Source organism: Streptomyces rubellus, assembly GCF_036323805.1.
In the GTDB taxonomy this organism is placed as follows: Bacteria; Actinomycetota; Actinomycetes; order Streptomycetales; family Streptomycetaceae; genus Streptomyces.
Genome location: NZ_JAZDCX010000013.1, coordinates 177,613 through 193,902 on the forward strand (window position 1 = coordinate 177,613; position 16,290 = coordinate 193,902).

The 16,290-nt window shown below is 75.1% G+C and carries 14 protein-coding genes; 1 reads left to right on the top strand and 13 read right to left on the bottom strand.

Annotated features, from left to right (window positions below):
* Positions 1-188: 188 nt before the first annotated feature.
* From V1L54_RS17435 to V1L54_RS17490, 12 genes are all read right to left on the bottom strand, one after another.
* The gene (locus tag V1L54_RS17435; protein WP_330118939.1) at positions 189-1,721 is read right to left on the bottom strand and encodes an HD domain-containing phosphohydrolase; all 1,533 of its coding nucleotides are present in this window, start codon (positions 1,719-1,721) and stop codon (positions 189-191) included.
* Positions 1,722-1,786: 65 nt separating this feature from the next.
* Positions 1,787-2,446: a pentapeptide repeat-containing protein gene (locus V1L54_RS17440; protein ID WP_330118940.1), complete on the bottom strand. Its 660-nt coding sequence runs from the start codon at positions 2,444-2,446 to the stop codon at positions 1,787-1,789.
* A gap of 219 nt (positions 2,447-2,665) precedes the next feature.
* Positions 2,666-3,670, bottom strand: coding sequence for an ornithine carbamoyltransferase (gene argF, locus V1L54_RS17445; RefSeq protein WP_330118941.1), 1,005 nt, complete (start codon positions 3,668-3,670; stop codon positions 2,666-2,668).
* A 141-nt stretch (positions 3,671-3,811) separates the two neighbouring features.
* The gene (locus V1L54_RS17450; protein ID WP_330118942.1) at positions 3,812-5,086 is read right to left on the bottom strand and encodes an arginine deiminase; all 1,275 of its coding nucleotides are present in this window, start codon (positions 5,084-5,086) and stop codon (positions 3,812-3,814) included.
* A gap of 168 nt (positions 5,087-5,254) precedes the next feature.
* Positions 5,255-7,885 carry a polynucleotide kinase-phosphatase gene (locus V1L54_RS17455; protein ID WP_330118943.1) on the bottom strand — a complete coding sequence of 877 codons (2,631 nt, stop codon included), beginning with the start codon at positions 7,883-7,885 and terminating at the stop codon, positions 5,255-5,257.
* The gene (locus V1L54_RS17460; RefSeq protein WP_330118944.1) at positions 7,882-9,387 is read right to left on the bottom strand and encodes a 3' terminal RNA ribose 2'-O-methyltransferase Hen1; all 1,506 of its coding nucleotides are present in this window, start codon (positions 9,385-9,387) and stop codon (positions 7,882-7,884) included. Before V1L54_RS17460 ends, V1L54_RS17455 begins: the two co-directional genes overlap by 4 nt.
* 101 nt (positions 9,388-9,488) lie before the next feature.
* Positions 9,489-10,448, bottom strand: a complete 960-nt coding sequence (mmuM, locus tag V1L54_RS17465; RefSeq protein WP_330118945.1) for a homocysteine S-methyltransferase — start codon at positions 10,446-10,448, stop codon at positions 9,489-9,491.
* A complete protein-coding gene (locus tag V1L54_RS17470; RefSeq protein WP_330118946.1) occupies positions 10,445-11,368 on the bottom strand; it encodes an LLM class F420-dependent oxidoreductase in 924 nt (307 codons plus the stop codon). Before V1L54_RS17470 ends, mmuM begins: the two co-directional genes overlap by 4 nt.
* Positions 11,369-11,450: 82 nt before the next feature.
* Positions 11,451-11,942, bottom strand: coding sequence for a DUF6099 family protein (locus tag V1L54_RS17475; protein ID WP_330118947.1), 492 nt, complete (start codon positions 11,940-11,942; stop codon positions 11,451-11,453).
* A gap of 106 nt (positions 11,943-12,048) precedes the next feature.
* Entirely contained in the window at positions 12,049-12,546 is a 498-nt protein-coding gene (locus V1L54_RS17480) for a nucleotide pyrophosphohydrolase (RefSeq protein ID WP_443076668.1), read from the bottom strand.
* Positions 12,547-12,595: 49 nt separating this feature from the next.
* Positions 12,596-13,021 carry a hypothetical protein gene (locus tag V1L54_RS17485; RefSeq protein ID WP_330118948.1) on the bottom strand — a complete coding sequence of 142 codons (426 nt, stop codon included), beginning with the start codon at positions 13,019-13,021 and terminating at the stop codon, positions 12,596-12,598.
* A gap of 234 nt (positions 13,022-13,255) precedes the next feature.
* A complete protein-coding gene (locus V1L54_RS17490) occupies positions 13,256-13,894 on the bottom strand; it encodes a hypothetical protein (RefSeq protein ID WP_330118949.1) in 639 nt (212 codons plus the stop codon).
* Between the two features lie 357 nt (positions 13,895-14,251).
* On the opposite strand from V1L54_RS17490, the gene V1L54_RS17495 reads away from it, so the two are divergent.
* A complete protein-coding gene (locus tag V1L54_RS17495) occupies positions 14,252-15,286 on the top strand; it encodes a sodium:calcium antiporter (RefSeq protein WP_330118950.1) in 1,035 nt (344 codons plus the stop codon).
* 320 nt (positions 15,287-15,606) lie between these two features.
* On the opposite strand, the gene V1L54_RS17500 is transcribed toward V1L54_RS17495, so the two are convergent.
* The gene (locus tag V1L54_RS17500; RefSeq protein WP_330118951.1) at positions 15,607-15,999 is read right to left on the bottom strand and encodes a DUF2267 domain-containing protein; all 393 of its coding nucleotides are present in this window, start codon (positions 15,997-15,999) and stop codon (positions 15,607-15,609) included.
* Positions 16,000-16,290 lie beyond the last annotated feature (291 nt).

Below are 16,290 nucleotides of genomic sequence, written 5' to 3' on the forward strand. Positions count from 1 at the left end.
CGGGCGGCCGGGCGGTGGTGGTGGTGCGCGGTGACGCGCGGTGGGACGCGGCGGTACGGGCGGGCGCCCCGGTCGGACGGGACGCGGCCGGTCCCGGGCCGCGGCACCCATGATCGGCGCCCTCCGCCGGGACGGCATCGGTCGATCGGCCTATCCGGGCCGCCCTCTCCCGGCCCGCCTCGCGGGCGTCAGGGCAGCAGCCGGTGCTCCATGGCGAACACCGCCACCCCGGCCCGGGTGCGGCGGCCGGTCTTGTCGTAGACGTGCGCCAGATGGTGCCCCACGGTCCGCGCCGAGATGTGCAGCCGCTCGCCGATCTCCCGGTTGCTCAGCCCCCGGGCCGCCAGCCGCAGCACCTCCACCTCCCGCCCGGTCAGCCCGGCGGGCAGCGTCCGGCCGGGGCGGGGCAGGCCCGCCGCCTCGATCACCAGCGCGCAGGCGTGCCGGTCCGGTCCGCCGGCGCCGGCCTCCCGCAGCAGCAGGGCGGCGGCCTCGTCCGCGCCGAGGGCGGCGCGGTGCGGGCGCGGCTCGGTGAGGGCGGCGAAGGTGTCGGCCGCCGCCAGGATCCGCGCGGCCTGCGGCAGGCTCCCGGAGGGGGTGCCGCGGTGGTAGCCGCCGCCGTCGAGGCGCTCGTGGTGGGCGGACGCGACCGGGGCCAGCGCCGCGAGCGCGGGCACCCGCTCCAGTATCCGCTGCGTCCAGTAGGTGTGCATGCGGACCCGCTCCAGCTCGGCCGTCCCCAGCGGGCCGGGCCGGTCCCACACCTGGGCCGGCACCCCGGCCCGGCCCAGGTCGTGCAGCAGTCCGGCGCAGCGCAGCGCGTCCACCGCGGCCGCGTCCAGTCCGGCGAGCGCGCCGGCGCCCGCGGCCAGTGCCGCGACATGCTCGCTGTGCCCCAGCAGCCACCGGCTCTTGAGGTCCACCACCCGGGCGAGTACCGCGCACAGACCGGGCAGCGAGCCGAACGGCACGGTGGCGTACGGCTCCGGCTCCAGGCCGAGCACGGCGGCGACCGCGTCCGGCTCCGCCAGCGGCGCGAGGGCGTCCGCCGCCCGCGCGGTGAACGCCCCGGCCAGTTCCGGGTCCAGCTGGCCGCCGGAGCGCCGGGCGGTCTCGGCCACCGCGCCGGGCGTCCCGCCCCGGGCGTGCGCGAGGACCGCCTGCTCCGCGACGTGCACGATCCGCGCGACCCGCGACAGTTCCTCCCCGGCGCGGCCGTCGGGCAGGCCGCGGCCGTCCCACCGCTCGTACACGTCGTCCAGGGCCGCCAGCGACCGGGGCAGCAGTCCCAGGCCGTCGCCCAGGGCCCGGCTGGTCTCGCAGCCGCTGCGCATGGCCTCCGCCCCGAGGGTGGGCAGGGTCTCCGCCAGGGTGCGGGCCAGCCGCGGTCCGGCGGCGCCGGACCGCTCCGCGTAGGCGCGGAGCTGGGCGGCGAACACCGTCTCGTCGCCGGGGTCCAGCGACTTCAGGACCGCCTGCAGCGCGACGTCGTCGCCGAAGACCGCCGAGAGCTCGGGAGCGAAGGAGGTGCATCCGACCGAGCGCAGCAGCGCCGTCTCGAACACCGCCCGGCACGTCACCGGATCGGCGCCGAGCACCCGCTCGGCGAGGGTGGTGGCGACCGCGCAGGTGCGCAGGCCCTTCTCGAAGGACATCCCGGCGGCGACATCGGTGGTCAGGGAGAGCGCCGCCAGTACCTCCGCCACCCGGATCCGCTGCACCGGCTCATGCTAACGGTCCGCCCGCACCCGTCCCGGCGGGCCTCCCGGGGTCGCCGGCGGTCGCGTCAGCGGTCCCGGTCCCTGACGGTGACGCCGAGCACCCGGGCGAACGCCGGGGCGAGCTCCAGCAGTTGGGCGCTGCCGATGACCGCGCCCCGCAGCGCCTCGTAGCCGGAGGCGATCCCCAGCACGGCGGCGTCCCGCAGATCGACCCGGTCCAGCCGCGCCCGGTCCAGGCGCACCCCCTCCAGCACCGTGCCGGGGAACGCGACGTCGGTCAGGGCGGCCTCCCCGAGGTCCACGTCGCGCAGCAGGCAGTCCGTGAAGCGCACCTCCCGCAGCGCCGCGGTGCGCAGGTTGACCGAGTCGAACTTGCAGTTGTGGAAGGTGGCCCGGCGCAGCCGCGCGCCGAACATCTCCACCCCGGCGAACACCCCGGAGACGGTCTCGGTGTCCAGCCACTCGGTCTCGGCCAGTTCGGTCCCCACCCACCGGACGGTGTGCAGCCACACGTCGTTGAAGCGCGCCCGGTCCGCGCGTCCGCCGGTGAAGCCCACCGAGGTGAACGCGCACTCGGTGAAGACGGCTCCGCCGCAGTCGGCGTCCTCGAAACCGGTTCCGTCGAAGTGGGCGGTGTCGTGGCGCCGTTCCGGCTCCAGGCGGCCGTCGAACGGTTCGAGGTACTCGGCGTAGGGCAGGTCGTCGATCTCGCGGGGAGCGGGCACGGCGGACCTTTCTCGGCGAGGGCGGTGTCGCGCGCACTCTAGCTCCTCGGCGGGGAGCGGACCGGAGGAGTGCGCCGGTGCCGGCCGTCGTGCGGCGCTCACCGGCCGGTGCCCGCCGCCGCGGGGCCCCGCCGGGGCGGACGGTCCGCCGGGAGCGCCGCGGAGTCCGGCGGCCCGTGCGCGGGGCGGGCAAGCGGGCGCAGGCGCGGCCGCGCGGGTTCAGGCGCCCGCGAGGGTGGCGACCAGGACGGCCTTGATGGTGTGCATCCGGTTCTCGGCCTCGTCGAAGACGACCGAGTGCGCCGACTCGAACACCTCGTCCGTCACCTCCAGCGACTCCAGGCCGTACCGCTCGTGGATCTCCCGGCCCAGCGCCGTGCCCAGGTCGTGGAAGGCGGGCAGGCAGTGCAGGAACCGGACGTCCGGATTGCCGGTGGCGCGCAGGACGTCCATGGTGACGGCGTACGGCCGCAGCAGCTCGATGCGCTCCTCCCAGACCTCCTTGGGCTCCCCCATCGACACCCACACGTCGGTGGCGACGAAGTCCGCGCCGCGCACCCCCTCCTCGACCTTCTCGGTGAGGGTGATCCGGGCACCGGTGCGCCCGGCCAGCGAGCGGGCGGCGGCGATCACGGACTCCTCCGGCCACAGGCTCCTCGGCGCGACGACACGCACGTCCATGCCCAGCAGTGCGCCGGTGACGAGGTAGGAGTCGCCCATGTTGTTGCGGGCGTCGCCGAGGTAGGCGTAGGCGAGCTCCTCCAGCGGCTTGTCGCTGTGCTCGGTCATGGTGAGGACGTCGGCGAGCATCTGGGTGGGGTGCCAGGAGTCGGTGAGCCCGTTGTAGACGGGCACCCCGGCGTGGGCGGCCAGTTCCTCGACGGTCTCCTGGGCGCTGCCCCGGTACTCGATCGCGTCGTACATCCGGCCCAGCACCCGGGCGGTGTCCTTCACCGACTCCTTGTGGCCGATCTGGGAGGCGGACGGGTCCAGGAAGGTGGTGTGGGCGCCCTGCTGGGCGGCGGCGACCTCGAAGGCGCAGCGGGTGCGGGTGGAGGTCTTCTCGAAGATCAGCGCGATGTTCCGGCCGCGCAGCCGCCGCTCCTCGGTGCCCGCCCGCCGGGCCGCCTTCAGTTCGGCGGCCAGCTCGACCAGGTACCGGAACTCCTCGGGGGTGAAGTCCAGCTCCTTGAGGAAGTGGCGGCCCGTGAGATCGATCGCCATGGGGGCTCCTAAGAGAACGGTCGGATGCGGCAGGAAGACCGGAAGTCTATACGAGACACCGCATCGCTATGCGGCCGGGGTGCGGTCCCCCCGGCCGCCGGCCGGTGACGGCGGCCGGCGGTCCCGCGGACCGTACCGCGCCTACGCCGGGTCCCGCTCCACCGGGCAGCTCATGCAGCGCGGCCCGCCCCGGCCCCGGCCCAGCTCGCTGCCGGGAACGGTGATGACCTCGATGCCGTGCTCGCGCAGATGGGTGTTGGTGGTGGCGTTGCGCTCGTAGGCGATGACGACGCCCGGCTCCACGGCCAGGACGTTGCAGCCGTCGTCCCACTGCTCGCGCTCGGCGGCGTGCACGTCCTGGGTGGCGGTCAGCACCCGGATCGAGTCCAGCCCCAGCGCCGCGGCGACGGCCCGGTGCATGTGCTCGGGCGGATGGTCGGTGACCTTCAGCTCGCGGCCGCCCGAACCCGGCTCGATGGTGTAGGAGCGCAGCATGCCCAGCCCCGCGTACTGGGTGAAGGTGTCCCCGTCCACCATCGTCATCACGGTGTCCAGGTGCATGAAGGCACGGCGCTTGGGCATGTCCAGTGCCACGATCGTGCGGGCCGAGCCCGCCTCGAACAGGTTGTGGGCCAGCGTCTCCACGGCCTGCGGGGTGGTGCGTTCACTCATCCCGACCAGTACCGCGCCGCCGCCGAGGACCAGCACGTCACCGCCCTCGATGGTGGACGGGTGGGTGCCCTGCCCCTCGCACCACAGGTGGAAGCCGTCCCCCCGCTCCCCACCGGCGCCCCCGTCCGCGGGGGCGGCCCTGCCGTAGCCGTCCGCGAACAGCGGGTGGTGGTGGTAGATCGCCTCGAAGTGGACGGTCTCGCGCTGGCGGGCGGGCCAGCGCATGGCGTTGATGGACACCCCGTCGTAGACCCAGGCGGAGGTGTCCCGGGTGAACAGGTGGTTGGGCAGCGGGGCGAGGAGGAAGTCGTCCAGGTCCATCACATGGAAGCGGACGGAGACCGGCTCTGCGTGCCGCTCCAGGTACTCCCGCTTGGTCATGCCGCCCACCAGCGCCTCGGCCAGTTCGGCAGCGGGCAGCTCGTCGAAGACGGCCCGCAGGTGGTCGGTGGCCAGCGGGCCGTACTCCCGCTCGTCGAAGGTCCGCTCCAGCACGTGGGCGCGGGCGGCGGGGACGTCCAGCGTCTCGGCCAGCAGCTCACCGAAGAGGTGGACCTCCACACCGCGCTCGCGCAGCACGGCGGCGAAGCCGTCGTGCTCCTCGCGCGCCCGCCGCACCCACAGCACGTCGTCGAAGAGCAGGTCCTCCCGGTTGGTCGGGGTGAGCCGCTTCAGCTCCAGGCCGGGCCGGTGCAGGATGACGCGCCGCAGCCGCCCGACCTCGGAGTTCACTTGGAATCCCATGCCCTCATACCTGACCGCGAGCCGGTCGGCTACACCCCGCGGCCCGGTGCCCCGCGCCCGGCGGCACGGGACAGCAGGCCCCCGGGCGGAGGCCGGTGCCGTACGGGAACCGGCCCACCGGAGCGGCAACGGGCCGGTGCCCGGCCCTCCCCTCCCCGCCGGACGCCCTCACAGCCGGGGGTCGACCGGCTCCGATTCCAGCGCCAGGACGGCGAAGACCGCCTCGTGCACGCGCCACAGCGGCTCCCCCTCGGCCAGCCGGTCCAGCGCCTCCAGACCGAGCGCGTACTCGCGCAGCGCCAGGGAGCGCTTGTGCCCCAGATGGCGCACCCGCAGCCGCCGGAGGTTCTCCTCCCGGGTGTACTCCGGGCCGTAGACGATCCGCAGGTACTCCCGGCCCCGGCACTTCACGCCCGGCTGGACCAGCCGCCCGTCCGGTCCGTGCACCAGCGCGTCCGCCGGCTTGACGACCATGCCCTCGCCCCCGGCCGCGGTCAGCTCCAGCCACCAGTCGGTGCCCGCCGCGACGGACGCCGCGTCGCCGGTGTCCACGGTGATCCGGCCGGTGCGCCGCAGCAGCCCGGTGGGGTCGGCGGCGGCCAGCCGGTCCAGCCAGGCCAGCTGGTCGCCGTGCGGTACGGCGGCCAGGCTGCGGCCGCGTACCGCCAGGAGCTGGAACGGCGCCAGGTGCACCCCGTCCAGTGAACCCTCCGCCACCGGCCGGCAGTACCGGCCGTACGCCTCGGTGAACGCCGCCGCGTCCGCCGCCCGCTCCCGCTGCCGCGCCAGCAGCCCGTCCACCGGTACCCCCCGGCCCGCGGCGGCCCGGAGGGCCCCGAGCGCACCGGGGAAGACGGCTCCGGAGGCGGCGCCGACCGCGGCGTACTGCCTGCGCAGCAGCCCGGCCGACTTCAGCGACCAGGGCAGCAGCTCGGCGTCCAGCAGCAGCCAGTCGGTGTCCAGTTCCGTCCACAGCCCGGCACCGTCGGCGGCGGCCCGGACCCGGGCCAGTACCTCCTCGGTGACGGCCCGCTCGGTGAAGAACGGCCGCCCGGTACGGGTGTGGAGCGCACCCGTCACGGCTCCCGCTCCGCTACCCCTCACGCCGAACCGCTCTGCGGCCGTCTCCGCGTCCCGGCAGACCAGGACGACGGCGCGGGAACCCATGTGCTTCTCCTCGCACACCACCCGCGCCACCCCGGCGGCCCGGTACTCGGCGAACGCCTCGGCCGGGTGCTCCAGGTAACCGTCCAGCTTCGAGGTGGCGCAGGGCGCCATCGTCGGCGGCAGGTACGGCAGCAGCCGCGGGTCGACCGCGAAGCGGCTCATCACCTCCAGCGCGGCGGCGGCGTTCTCCTCCCGCACGGCGATCCGGCCCGCGTGGCGGGTCTCCACCACGCGCCGCCCGTGCACGTCGGCCAGCGCCAGGGGGCGGCCCTCGTGCCCGCCGGGCGCCTCGCTCCTCAGCGGTTTCACCGGCTCGTACCAGACCCGCTCGGCGGGGACGTCGACCAGTTCCCGCTCGGGCCAGCGCAGTGCGGTGAGGGAGCCGCCGAAGACGCAGCCGGTGTCCAGGCAGATGGTGTTGTTCAGCCAGGTGGCGCGCGGGGTCGGGGTGTGGCCGTAGACCACGGCGGCCCGGCCCCGGTAGTCCTCGGCCCACGGGTAACGCACGGGCAGCCCGAACTCGTCGGTCTCGCCGGTGGTGTCGCCGTACAGGGCGTGCGAGCGGACCCGGCCGGAGGTGCGGCCGTGGTACTTCTCGGGCAGACCGGCGTGGCAGACCACCAGCGCGCCGCCGTCGAGCACGTAGTGGCTGACCAGGGAGGAGATGAACTCCCCCACCCGGGCGGCGAAGTCCGGGTCGGCCTCGGCCTCCTTCTTCAGCTGTTCGACCGTCTCGGCCAGCCCGTGGGTGTGCCGGACGTCGCGCCTCCCGAGGTACCGGCCGAGCTTGTTCTCGTGGTTGCCCGGGACGCACAGGGCGTGCCCGGCGGAGACCATGCCCATCACCAGCCGCAGCACCCCGGGGCTGTCCGGACCGCGGTCGACGAGGTCGCCGACGAAGACGGCCGTGCGGCCGTCGGGGTGGCGGGCGTCCACCGCGCGGCCGGCCGCGTCCCGTACGAGGGCGTAGCCCAGCCTCCCCAGCAGGGCCTCCAGTTCGGCGCGGCAGCCGTGGACGTCGCCGACGATGTCGAACGGGCCGGTCAGGTGCCGCAGGTCGTTGTAGCGCCGCTCCCGCACGACGCGGGCGGCGTCCACCTGCTCCGTTCCGCGCAGGACGTGCACCTTGCGGAAGCCCTCGCGCTCCAGCGAGCGCAGCGAGCGGCGCAGCTCGCGCCGCTGGCGCGGGATGACGTGGGCGGGCATGTCCGCGCGGTCGGGGCGGGCGGCGTTGCGCTCGGCGCAGACGCTCTCGGGCACGTCGAGGACGATCGCCACGGGCAGCACGTCGTGCTCGCGGGCCAGCCTCACGAGCTGCCGGCGGGCCTCGGTCTGCACGTTGGTGGCGTCGACGACGGTCAGCCGCCCGGCGGCCAGCCGCTTGCCGGTGATGTAGTGCAGCACGTCGAAGGCGTCGGCGCTGGCGCTCTGGTCGTTCTCGTCGTCGGCGACCAGGCCGCGGCAGAAGTCGGAGGAGACGACCTCGGTGGCTCCGAAGTGGCGCCGGGCGAAGGTGGTCTTGCCCGCACCGGTGGTGCCGACCAGGACGACGAGGGACAGGTCGGGCACGCCGAGCACCGTCGCGGGCGCCGTCGCGGACCCTGCCGTGGGCGCCGTCGTGCGGTCCGTCATGCGACCGCCTCCTCCGTACTCGTCGCGGATGTGTTCGCCGCGGACCGGCCGGACGGGCCGGTCCGGTCGGTGACGCGGAACAGGGCGAGCTGGGTGGGCGGGCCGACCTCGGGGTCGTCCTCCCCCACGGGCCGGAACTCCACGGTGTAGCCGTGCCGTTCGGCCACGGCTCCGGCCCAGGCGCGGAACTCCCGCCGCGTCCACTCGAAGCGGTGGTCGTGGTGGCGCACCTCGCCCGCGGGCAGGGTCTCCCAGCGCACGTTGTACTCGGCGTTGGGGGTGGTGACGACCACCGCTTTCGGCCGGGCCGCGCCGAAGACGGCGTACTCGGCAGCCGGCAGCCGGGGCGGATCGATGTGCTCGATCACCTCGCTGAGCACCGCCGCGTCGTAGCCGCCCAGCCGGGGGTCGGTGTACGCCAGGGAGCCCTGGGTGAGGGTGACGCGCGCCGCCTGCCGCTCGGGCATCCGCTCGATCCGCAGCCTGCGCCGGGCCGCGTGCAGCGCCCGCACCGACACGTCCATGCCCACCACCTCGGTGAAGCGGGCGTCCTTCAGCAGTGCCTGCACCAGCTGCCCCTGACCGCAGCCCAGGTCCAGGATCCGGGCGGCGCCGGTCTCGCGCAGCGCGGCGAGGATCGCCTCGCGGCGCAGGACGGCCAGCGGGGCGGGCCGCTCCTCGGTGTCGGCGTCCTCGTCCACGGCGTTGTCCAGTTCCTCGGCCTCGCTGCCGTCGGCCTCGGCGAGCCGGGCGAGCTCCAGCCGCTCCAGTGCCTCGCGGGTGAGCCGCCGGCGGCGGGCGAGGTAGCGGCCGGCGATGAGCTGCTGCTCGGGGTGGTGCTCCAGCCAGCCCTCGCCGGCGCGCAGCAGCTTGTCCACCTCGTCGGGGGCGACCCAGTAGTGCTTGGCGTCGTCCAGCACCGGCAGCAGCACGTACAGGTGGCGCAGCGCCTCGGCCAGCCGCGCCTCGCCGGTCAGGACCAGGCGCACGTAGCGGGAGTCGCCCCAGCCGGGGAAGCGGGCGTCCAGCGGCACCGGCTCGGCCGACACCTCCCAGCCCAGCGGGGCGAACAGGCTCCGCACCAGCTCGGGGCCGCCGCGGGCGGGCAGTGCGGGCACCTCGATCCGCAGCGGCAGCACACGGCCGGGCAGGTCGGGCCGGGCCCGGCACTGGCCCTTGAGCGCGCTGGAGAACACCGCGCCCAGCGCCACCGCCAGCAGCGAGGAGGCGGCGTACGGGCGGTCGTTGACGTACTGCGCCAGCGCCGCGTCGGGCGCGCCGCCGCGCCCCTTGCCGCGGCCGCGGCGGACCAGCGCCACCGGATCGACCTCCAGCAGCAGTGCCGCCGTGCACCGCTCCTCGGTGGCCTCGGGGTAGAAGACGTGCGCGGTGCCGTGGGAGGTGGTGAACCCCTGCGCCCGGTCGGGGTGCTTGTGCAGCAGGAAGCCCAGGTCGGTGGCGGGGTGCGCGGCGCTGCCGGTGGTGGTCGTCGTCAGGAACACCCGAGCGAGTATGGCCCGCTGGGCACGGCCGGGCCCAGCGGTTTTCCCGCGGTCCGGCCCTCCGGTCCGCGCGGTCCCCCGCCGGTCCTGCGCCCCCCGGCCTACGTCCCCCGTTCCCCTTCCAGCACCCGCGCCAGCCGGGCGATCTCCGCCGGGCCCACCCGGCAGCAGCCGCCCACCAGCCGGGCGCCGTCCCCCACCCACGCGCGTGCGGCGGCCGGGTCGAAGGCGGCCTCGCCCGTCCAGGTGCCGTGTGCCGCGTCCCAGCCCTCGCCGCTGTTGGGGTAGGCGACCACCGGCTTGCCGGTGGTCCGCGCCGCCAGCCGTACCGCCAGCCCGGCCTCGCGCGGGTCGCAGCAGTTGACGCCGGCCGCGATCACCTGGTCGTCGTCGGCGGCCAGGGCGAAGGCGTCCGCCAGGGGCTGCCCGGCACGGGTGCGGCCGCCGGCGACGGTGTACGACAGCCACACCGGGACGCCGCAGCCCTTCGCCGCCCGCAGCAGCGCCTCGGCCTCGGCGGTGTCGGGCACGGTCTCCAGCGCCAGGACGTCCGGCCCGGCCGCCGCCAGCGCCTCGATCCGGGGGCGGTGGAAGCGCTCCAGCTCGGCGGTGGTCAGCCCGTACCGGCCGCGGTACTCGCCGCCGTCCGCCAGCACCGCGCCGTACGGGCCGACCGAGGCGGCCACCCACACGGGCCGGTCCGCCGCTCCTTCCGTCGCGCGGGCCGCCGCCGCGCGGGCCAGCGCCACGCTGCGGCACAGCAGGGCGTCGGCCCCGGCCGGACCGAGCCCGCGCCGGGCGAAGCCGGCGCGGGAGGCCTGGTAGCTGCCGGTGATGAGGACCCGCGCCCCCGCCCGCGCGTACGCGGCGTGGGCCGCCTCGATCTGCGCCGGGTCGTCGGCGAGCAGCCGGGCCGACCACAGCTCGCCGGACAGGTCGCAGCCCTGCGCGGCGAGCTGGTTGGACAGCCCGCCGTCGAGGACGAGCGGGCCGCAGGCCAGGGCGTCGGCGAGCGGGAGCGGCGGTACGGGCGGGGATACGGGCGGGGGCTGTGCGCTCACGGCAGCCGGCTCTGCACCTCGGAGGCGATCAGCTCCAGGTGGTCCAGGTCGTGCAGGTCGAGGATCTGCAGGTAGATCCGGGTGGAGCCGGTCTCGGCGTAGCGGCCGATCTTGTCGACCACCTCGGCCGGGGAGCCGGCCAGCCCGTTCTCCTTCAGCTCGTCCACCTCGCGGCCGATGGCCGCGGCGCGGCGCGCCACCTCGGCGTCGTCGCGGCCCACACAGGCGACCAGAGCGTTGGAGCAGACCAGGTCGCCGGGCGCGCGGCCGTGCTCCTCGGCGGCGGCCCGCACCCGGCCGAACTGCCGCTCGCTGTCCTCGACGGAGGCGAAGGGGATGTTGAACTCGTCGGCGAAGCGCGCGGCCAGGGCCGGGGTGCGCTTGGCGCCCATGCCGCCGATGAGCACCGGCACCTTCGCCTGGACGGGCTTGGGCAGGGCGGGCGAGTCGGTCAGCCGGTAGTGGGCGCCCTCGTAGGAGAACGTCCTGCCGGGCTCGGTGGCCCACAGCCCGGTGACGATCTCCAGCTGCTCCTCCAGCCGGGCGAACTTCTCCTTCGGGAAGGGGATGCCGTAGGCGGTGTGCTCGGCCTCGAACCAGCCCGCGCCCAGACCGAGCTCGACCCGGCCGCCCGACATGGCGTCGACCTGAGCCACCTGGATCGCCAGGACGCCCGGCAGCCGGAAGGTGGCCGCGGTCATCAGGGTGCCGAGCCGGATGCGGCTGGTCTCCCGGGCGAGCCCGGCCAGGGTGATCCAGGCGTCCGTCGGGCCGGGCAGCCCGTCGCCGTCTCCCATCCTCAGGTAGTGGTCGGAGCGGAAGAAGGCGTCGAAGTCCAGCTCCTCGGCGGCCTTGGCGACGGTGAGCAGGGTGTCGTAGTCGGCACCCTGCTGGGGCTCGGTGAAGATGCGCAGGTCCATGCCTTCCATCCTGCACGGTCACCGCGCCTCTCCGCGTCCGGCCCGTCCGTTTCCCCGGCCCGCCCGGCCCGCCGGACGGCGGTCAGCCGCGCACCGGATCGCCGCGTGCCGGGTCGTCCCGGGCCAGGGAGGCCCTCCGCCGGTCGAACCGCCGGAGGATCGCCACCACCCGGTCCCCGCACTCGTCGGCGGCGTCGATGCCCTCGATGCACCGCCAGTAGAGCCCTTCCTCCTCCGCCTCGACCGCGGCCCGCACCAGCGCGCCGCCCGACGCGTCCAGCAGTCCGCCCAGGCAGTGCAGGGCGGAGAGCGGGTCGCGGATCTCCGTCAGCCGGGCGGCGCGCGCCCCGTCGGATCGCTGCCCGGGGGCGCGCAGCGATCCGCAGGCACGGCCGCCGGCCTCGCACAGCCGGCCGGCCTGGACCCGTACCTCCGGCGGGCCCGTCACGACCAGGTGTTCCCCGACCGCCTCGGCGAGCGCCTGCGCCTGCCACGCTTCGGTGACGACGTCAGGCGCTTCCGTACTGTGCGCCAGGGCGTCGCGCGTGTCCTTGATGAGTGATAACGCATCCACCTTTTCCCTCCGCTGAGTAATCGCTACTCAGCGTGATACCCGCCCCTCTTGTCGGCTAGAGCTTCTGGGGAAACTGTGGACAATATCGACACTGTGGGGAATGATGTCACTCCGAAGAGTGACGATTGGTCTGTTTACCGCCATTCTCGAAGCCGTCCGTCTCACCCCGTCCGTCACTCTCCGTGCAAGGGGCGCGCTCCGGCGCCGGGAAGCGCAGCTCGTTCCGGTCGATCTTCGCGGCCAGCGCCTCCAGGACGTCGACGCCCAGCACCTCGCAGAACTGGAGCAGATAGGCCAGCACGTCGGCGACCTCGTCGGTCACCCGGTGCGCCGTGACCGGATCGTCCATCACCCGCGCCGACTGCTCCGGCGTCAGCCACTGGAAGATCTCCAGCAGCTCACCGGCCTCCACGCTCAGCGCCGCCGCCAGGTTCTTCGGGGTGTGGTACGGCCCCCAGTCCCGCTCGGCGGCGAAACGGGCCAGCCTGGCCTGGAGCTCCCCGGCCCGCCCCGCCGGGCGGCGCTCCCCCGGTGCGCCGCCCAGCACACCGTGCCGTCCGTCCTCGCCTGCGCCGTGCCGCGCGCCGTGCCCTGTGCGGTTCATGTGTCCAGGTCTACCAGCCGGGCCCGGCCGCCGACGCCGCGCGTCCCGCTCACCGGTCCGGCGTCCTAGGCGGTGGCGCCACCAGCCCCCACTTCCGGTAGTCGGTGGATTCCTCCGCCGCCACGACGCACAGCACCGCCGTGTCCACCACCGCGGTGCCGAGCGGATCCGGAGCCGGGGACGGCCCCGGATCCAGGGTCGGAACCGGGACCGGACTCGGCGCCGGGCCAGGTTCCCGCTCGCACACCTCGACCGCCCCGTCCCCCCAGGCGGTCTCCCGGACGGACTGCGGCTCGGCGCCCGGGTCACCGCCCGGCCCGGGGTGCCCGGGCTCACCGGCCGGCACCCACTCCGCCGGGCCGTCGTACCGGGTGCCGCTCTCCAGCACCTCCGTGGCCACCCAGCCCGCGGCCCCCACCGCACAGGCCGCCGCCACCGCGAACCTCCGTAACGCCCGCCCCACTTCGCTTCTCACCCCGAAACACTGGTCGCCGCGCCTTCCGGACCACCGTATCGGTGCCGTCGGCGCCTCCGGGCGAGCGGCGGGACGGGAGCCGCGCGGCGTCCGGCCCGGACCGGCACCACTCCCCGGGGCGTTGCGGACGTCGCGGCGGCTGCCTCCTCGCCGGCACTCCGGTCCCCCGGCGGCCCCACGCAGCGACGGCGGCCCGCACCCTTGGCGGCAGAGTGCGGGCCGGGCCCGCCCCGGTCACCTCAGGCGGGCCGGCGGGCCCGGCGCCCGGTGCGGGGCGGCCGGAGCGGGATGGTGCTCCGAGGACCAGGACGGGTGCCCGTGGGCCCACCGCAACTGCACGGGCGGCAGCGTGCCTGCACGGGGGGCGACGACGCGGGCGGGCCAGGCCCGCAGCGTGTACGCCCCGGTGTGGTCGGCGACGGTGAGCTGGAACGGCAGCCCCTCGGCGAGCCGGTCGGCGGCCTCCTCCTGCCGCGCCTCGCTCCCGCACCACAGCCGCAACTCCGTGGGGGCGTCGGTCCACTGGTCCGGTACGGAGGCGAGCACACCGTCCGCGGCCCAGGCGGACACCGCCGGGTCGGGGTCGAGGCCGTCGGCGACACGGCGGGCCTGCCCGCACAGCCAGCGCAGCGCGAGGCGGCGGTTGGGCAGTGTCCGGCTGCCGAGCAGCACCGCGACCGTCGCGCCGTTCACCGGCCCTTCGGCGGTCACCTCGGCCCGGTAGGCGTGGGCCCGCGCGCCCCTGCGGGCCGAACGGCACACCGGCCGCGCCGGGTACGGCACGGGCAGGTGCGCGCCGGGCCGCGGGAGGAGGTGGGGGGCGGGGCCGGGGAGACGATCGGGGCCGGATGCGGTATCGAGGTCGTTCGTCACGTCCTCCACAGTGACGCCCGTCGCTCTCCGTTACAAGTGGTTACACACAGCCAACAGGGTTCCTGTACGCACTCCGGGTGGCTCCGTGTGCACCATGCGCCGTTGCGGGCTTCCGGACGCGGGTGGCACAACCGGAGAGGACGTCCGGAGCACCTTTGCCATTCATCTCCACGGGGTAAGGCGGGCGCCGCCCGCCGCCGCCTCCCTCCGCCCTCCTGCACACCCCGTCGGATTTTCCCTCCGTCTGACCTCCGCCCGACCGGGTATGCGGGCTCCCGGCCGCACCCCGGCCCCGTGCGGCGTGCCGTACGGCGCTCGACCCGCACAGCCACACAGCCACACAGGAGGAACGGACAGGTGCTCTCACCACTGACCGGAGCGTGGAGCCTGGAGTGGAGCACGGGGGTCTTCCTCGTGGCCGCCGCCGTCACGGTGGTGTGCAGCGTCCGGCTCGCCACCCTCGGCGACATCCTCGCCGACCGCACGGGCTGGGGCGAGGCGCTGTTCGGCGCGGTGTTCTTCGGTCTGATCACCTCCCTGTCGGGCATCGTCATGACGGCGGTCAGCGCGGCGGCCGACCGGCCCACCCTCGCGTACAGCAACGCGGTGGGCGGCATCGCGGCGCAGTCCCTGGCCGTGGTGGTCGCGGACGCCTTCCACCGGCGGGTCAATCTGGAGCACGCCGCCGCCTCCCCCTCGAACCTGCTGTTCGGCTGCCTCCTCACCGGGTTGCTGGGGGTCAGCCTGATGGCCTCCTTCAGCCCCGAGGCGACCCTGCTGGGTGTGCATCCGGCCTCGGTCGTGCTGATCGCCCTGTACTGGGGCGGCGTCCGGCTCATCCGGGAGCACGGCGAGCCGATGTGGCGCGCGGTCCGCACCCGGGAGACGCTGCCGGACGTACCCGACGAGCAGCCCTCCACCGGGCGCGGGACCGGCGCGCTGTGGACCGAGTTCGCACTGATAGCCGCCCTGGTCACGGCGGGCGGCTGGGCGGTGGCCCGGGCGGCGGAGCACCTGTTGGACCTGACCGGGATGAACGCGGGGTTCGTGGGGGCCGTCCTGATGGGCGTCGTCAACGCCCTGCCCGAGACGGTGGCGGCCGTCGCGGCCGTACGGCGCGGCGCACTGACCCTGGCCATCGCGGCGATCATCGGCGGAAACTGCCTGGACGTCCTCAACCTCGCGGTCGGCGACCTGGTCTTCCGCGGGGGCTCCCTCTTCCACGCGGCCGGCACCAGCGAGCTCTTCCTCACCAGCACGGCCCTGGTGATGACCACCGTGCTGCTCGGCGGGCTGCTGGTGCGGCAGAAGCGGGGCTGGTGGAAGCTGGGATTCGACGGGGTGCTGCTGACGACCGTCTACCTGTGCAGCGTGGCGGTGCTGGCTTTCTGAGTCCCGCGGCACGCCGCCCGCGCCGGGAGGCGCCCGGAACGTCCGTGGGCCCCGCCCCGGTCACAGGGGTGGGAGGAACGGTCTGCCGGAGCCGTGCGGAGCACAGACGGGCGCAACTGTTCGTGACCGGGGCGGGGCCTGGGCGACGGCTGCGTCGCACCTCCAACAATGACGGCAGTCGCGCAGCGTGACAAGCGGTGACGCACCGAAACACAGTTGTCGTACGGATCCGGCACCGCGCCGTACGGGTCTGTACGGGTCCGCGCGGTTCGGCGCGTCTCCGCTCCGGCCCCCGGTGCGTCCGGCCGCCGGCCCGCCCGTCAGCCGCTCAGCTCGGGCTTGCCGAACAGCACCGCGTACCCGGAGGGCAGCTGGCTCAGCACCTGGTTGAGCTCTCCGCCGGAGACCGATCCGGCCAGGGTGGCGAGCACGGCGCTGGCGTCCCACTCCGCGGTCCTGGGGCGGGCGCCGGTGCGGTCGGCGACCCGGCGGAGGAACTCCTGCGTCCCATAGGTCTCGGGCCGCTCCGGGCGGCTCTCCAGGAGGAAGTCGCCCAGCGGACCCGGCAGCTGGGCGGCCAGGTCCTCGCTCTCGTCGGGGGTGATCCGGGTGGCGAGCACTTCCAGCACCGAGGTGGTGATCTGCTCGGCCTCCTGACTGCTCTTGTACTCGCCGAGCTCACGGACCCGGGCGAGGAACTCGTCATACCTCATCGCCGACATCTCCTTCCCGGCTGACCGACCGGCCTCTTTTCGGCCCGCTGTCCGGCACAGCCCTTCCTGAGTTCCCGGACAACCGGTGAAAATGCCCCCGAACCGCCGTACAAAGTGTCCGGATGCCGCCTCCACTCCGGTCGGCGGGCCCGGGCGGGTGTGCTCAGGCGGCCTTCCCGCCGCTCCCCCTGTCCTCGTCGACGATCTCCGCGTCGACCACGTCGTCCTCGGCGCCGCCGGCCTGCGCACCACCGCCGGACTGCGCGCCGCCCGCGGGCTGCTGCTGGGCCC

Excerpts from the sequence above, each read along its gene's own strand:
- argF (WP_330118941.1), bottom strand. The coding sequence starts at position 3,670 with ATGGCGATCGATCTCACGGGCCGCCACTTCCTCAAGGAGCTGGACTTC.
- V1L54_RS17450 (WP_330118942.1), bottom strand. The coding sequence starts at position 5,086 with ATGGGATTCCAAGTGAACTCCGAGGTCGGGCGGCTGCGGCGCGTCATC.
- V1L54_RS17455 (WP_330118943.1), bottom strand. The coding sequence starts at position 7,885 with ATGACGGACCGCACGACGGCGCCCACGGCAGGGTCCGCGACGGCGCCC.
- V1L54_RS17470 (WP_330118946.1), bottom strand. The coding sequence starts at position 11,368 with ATGGACCTGCGCATCTTCACCGAGCCCCAGCAGGGTGCCGACTACGAC.
- V1L54_RS17480 (WP_443076668.1), bottom strand. The coding sequence starts at position 12,546 with ATGAACCGCACAGGGCACGGCGCGCGGCACGGCGCAGGCGAGGACGGA.
- V1L54_RS17500 (WP_330118951.1), bottom strand. The coding sequence starts at position 15,999 with ATGAGGTATGACGAGTTCCTCGCCCGGGTCCGTGAGCTCGGCGAGTAC.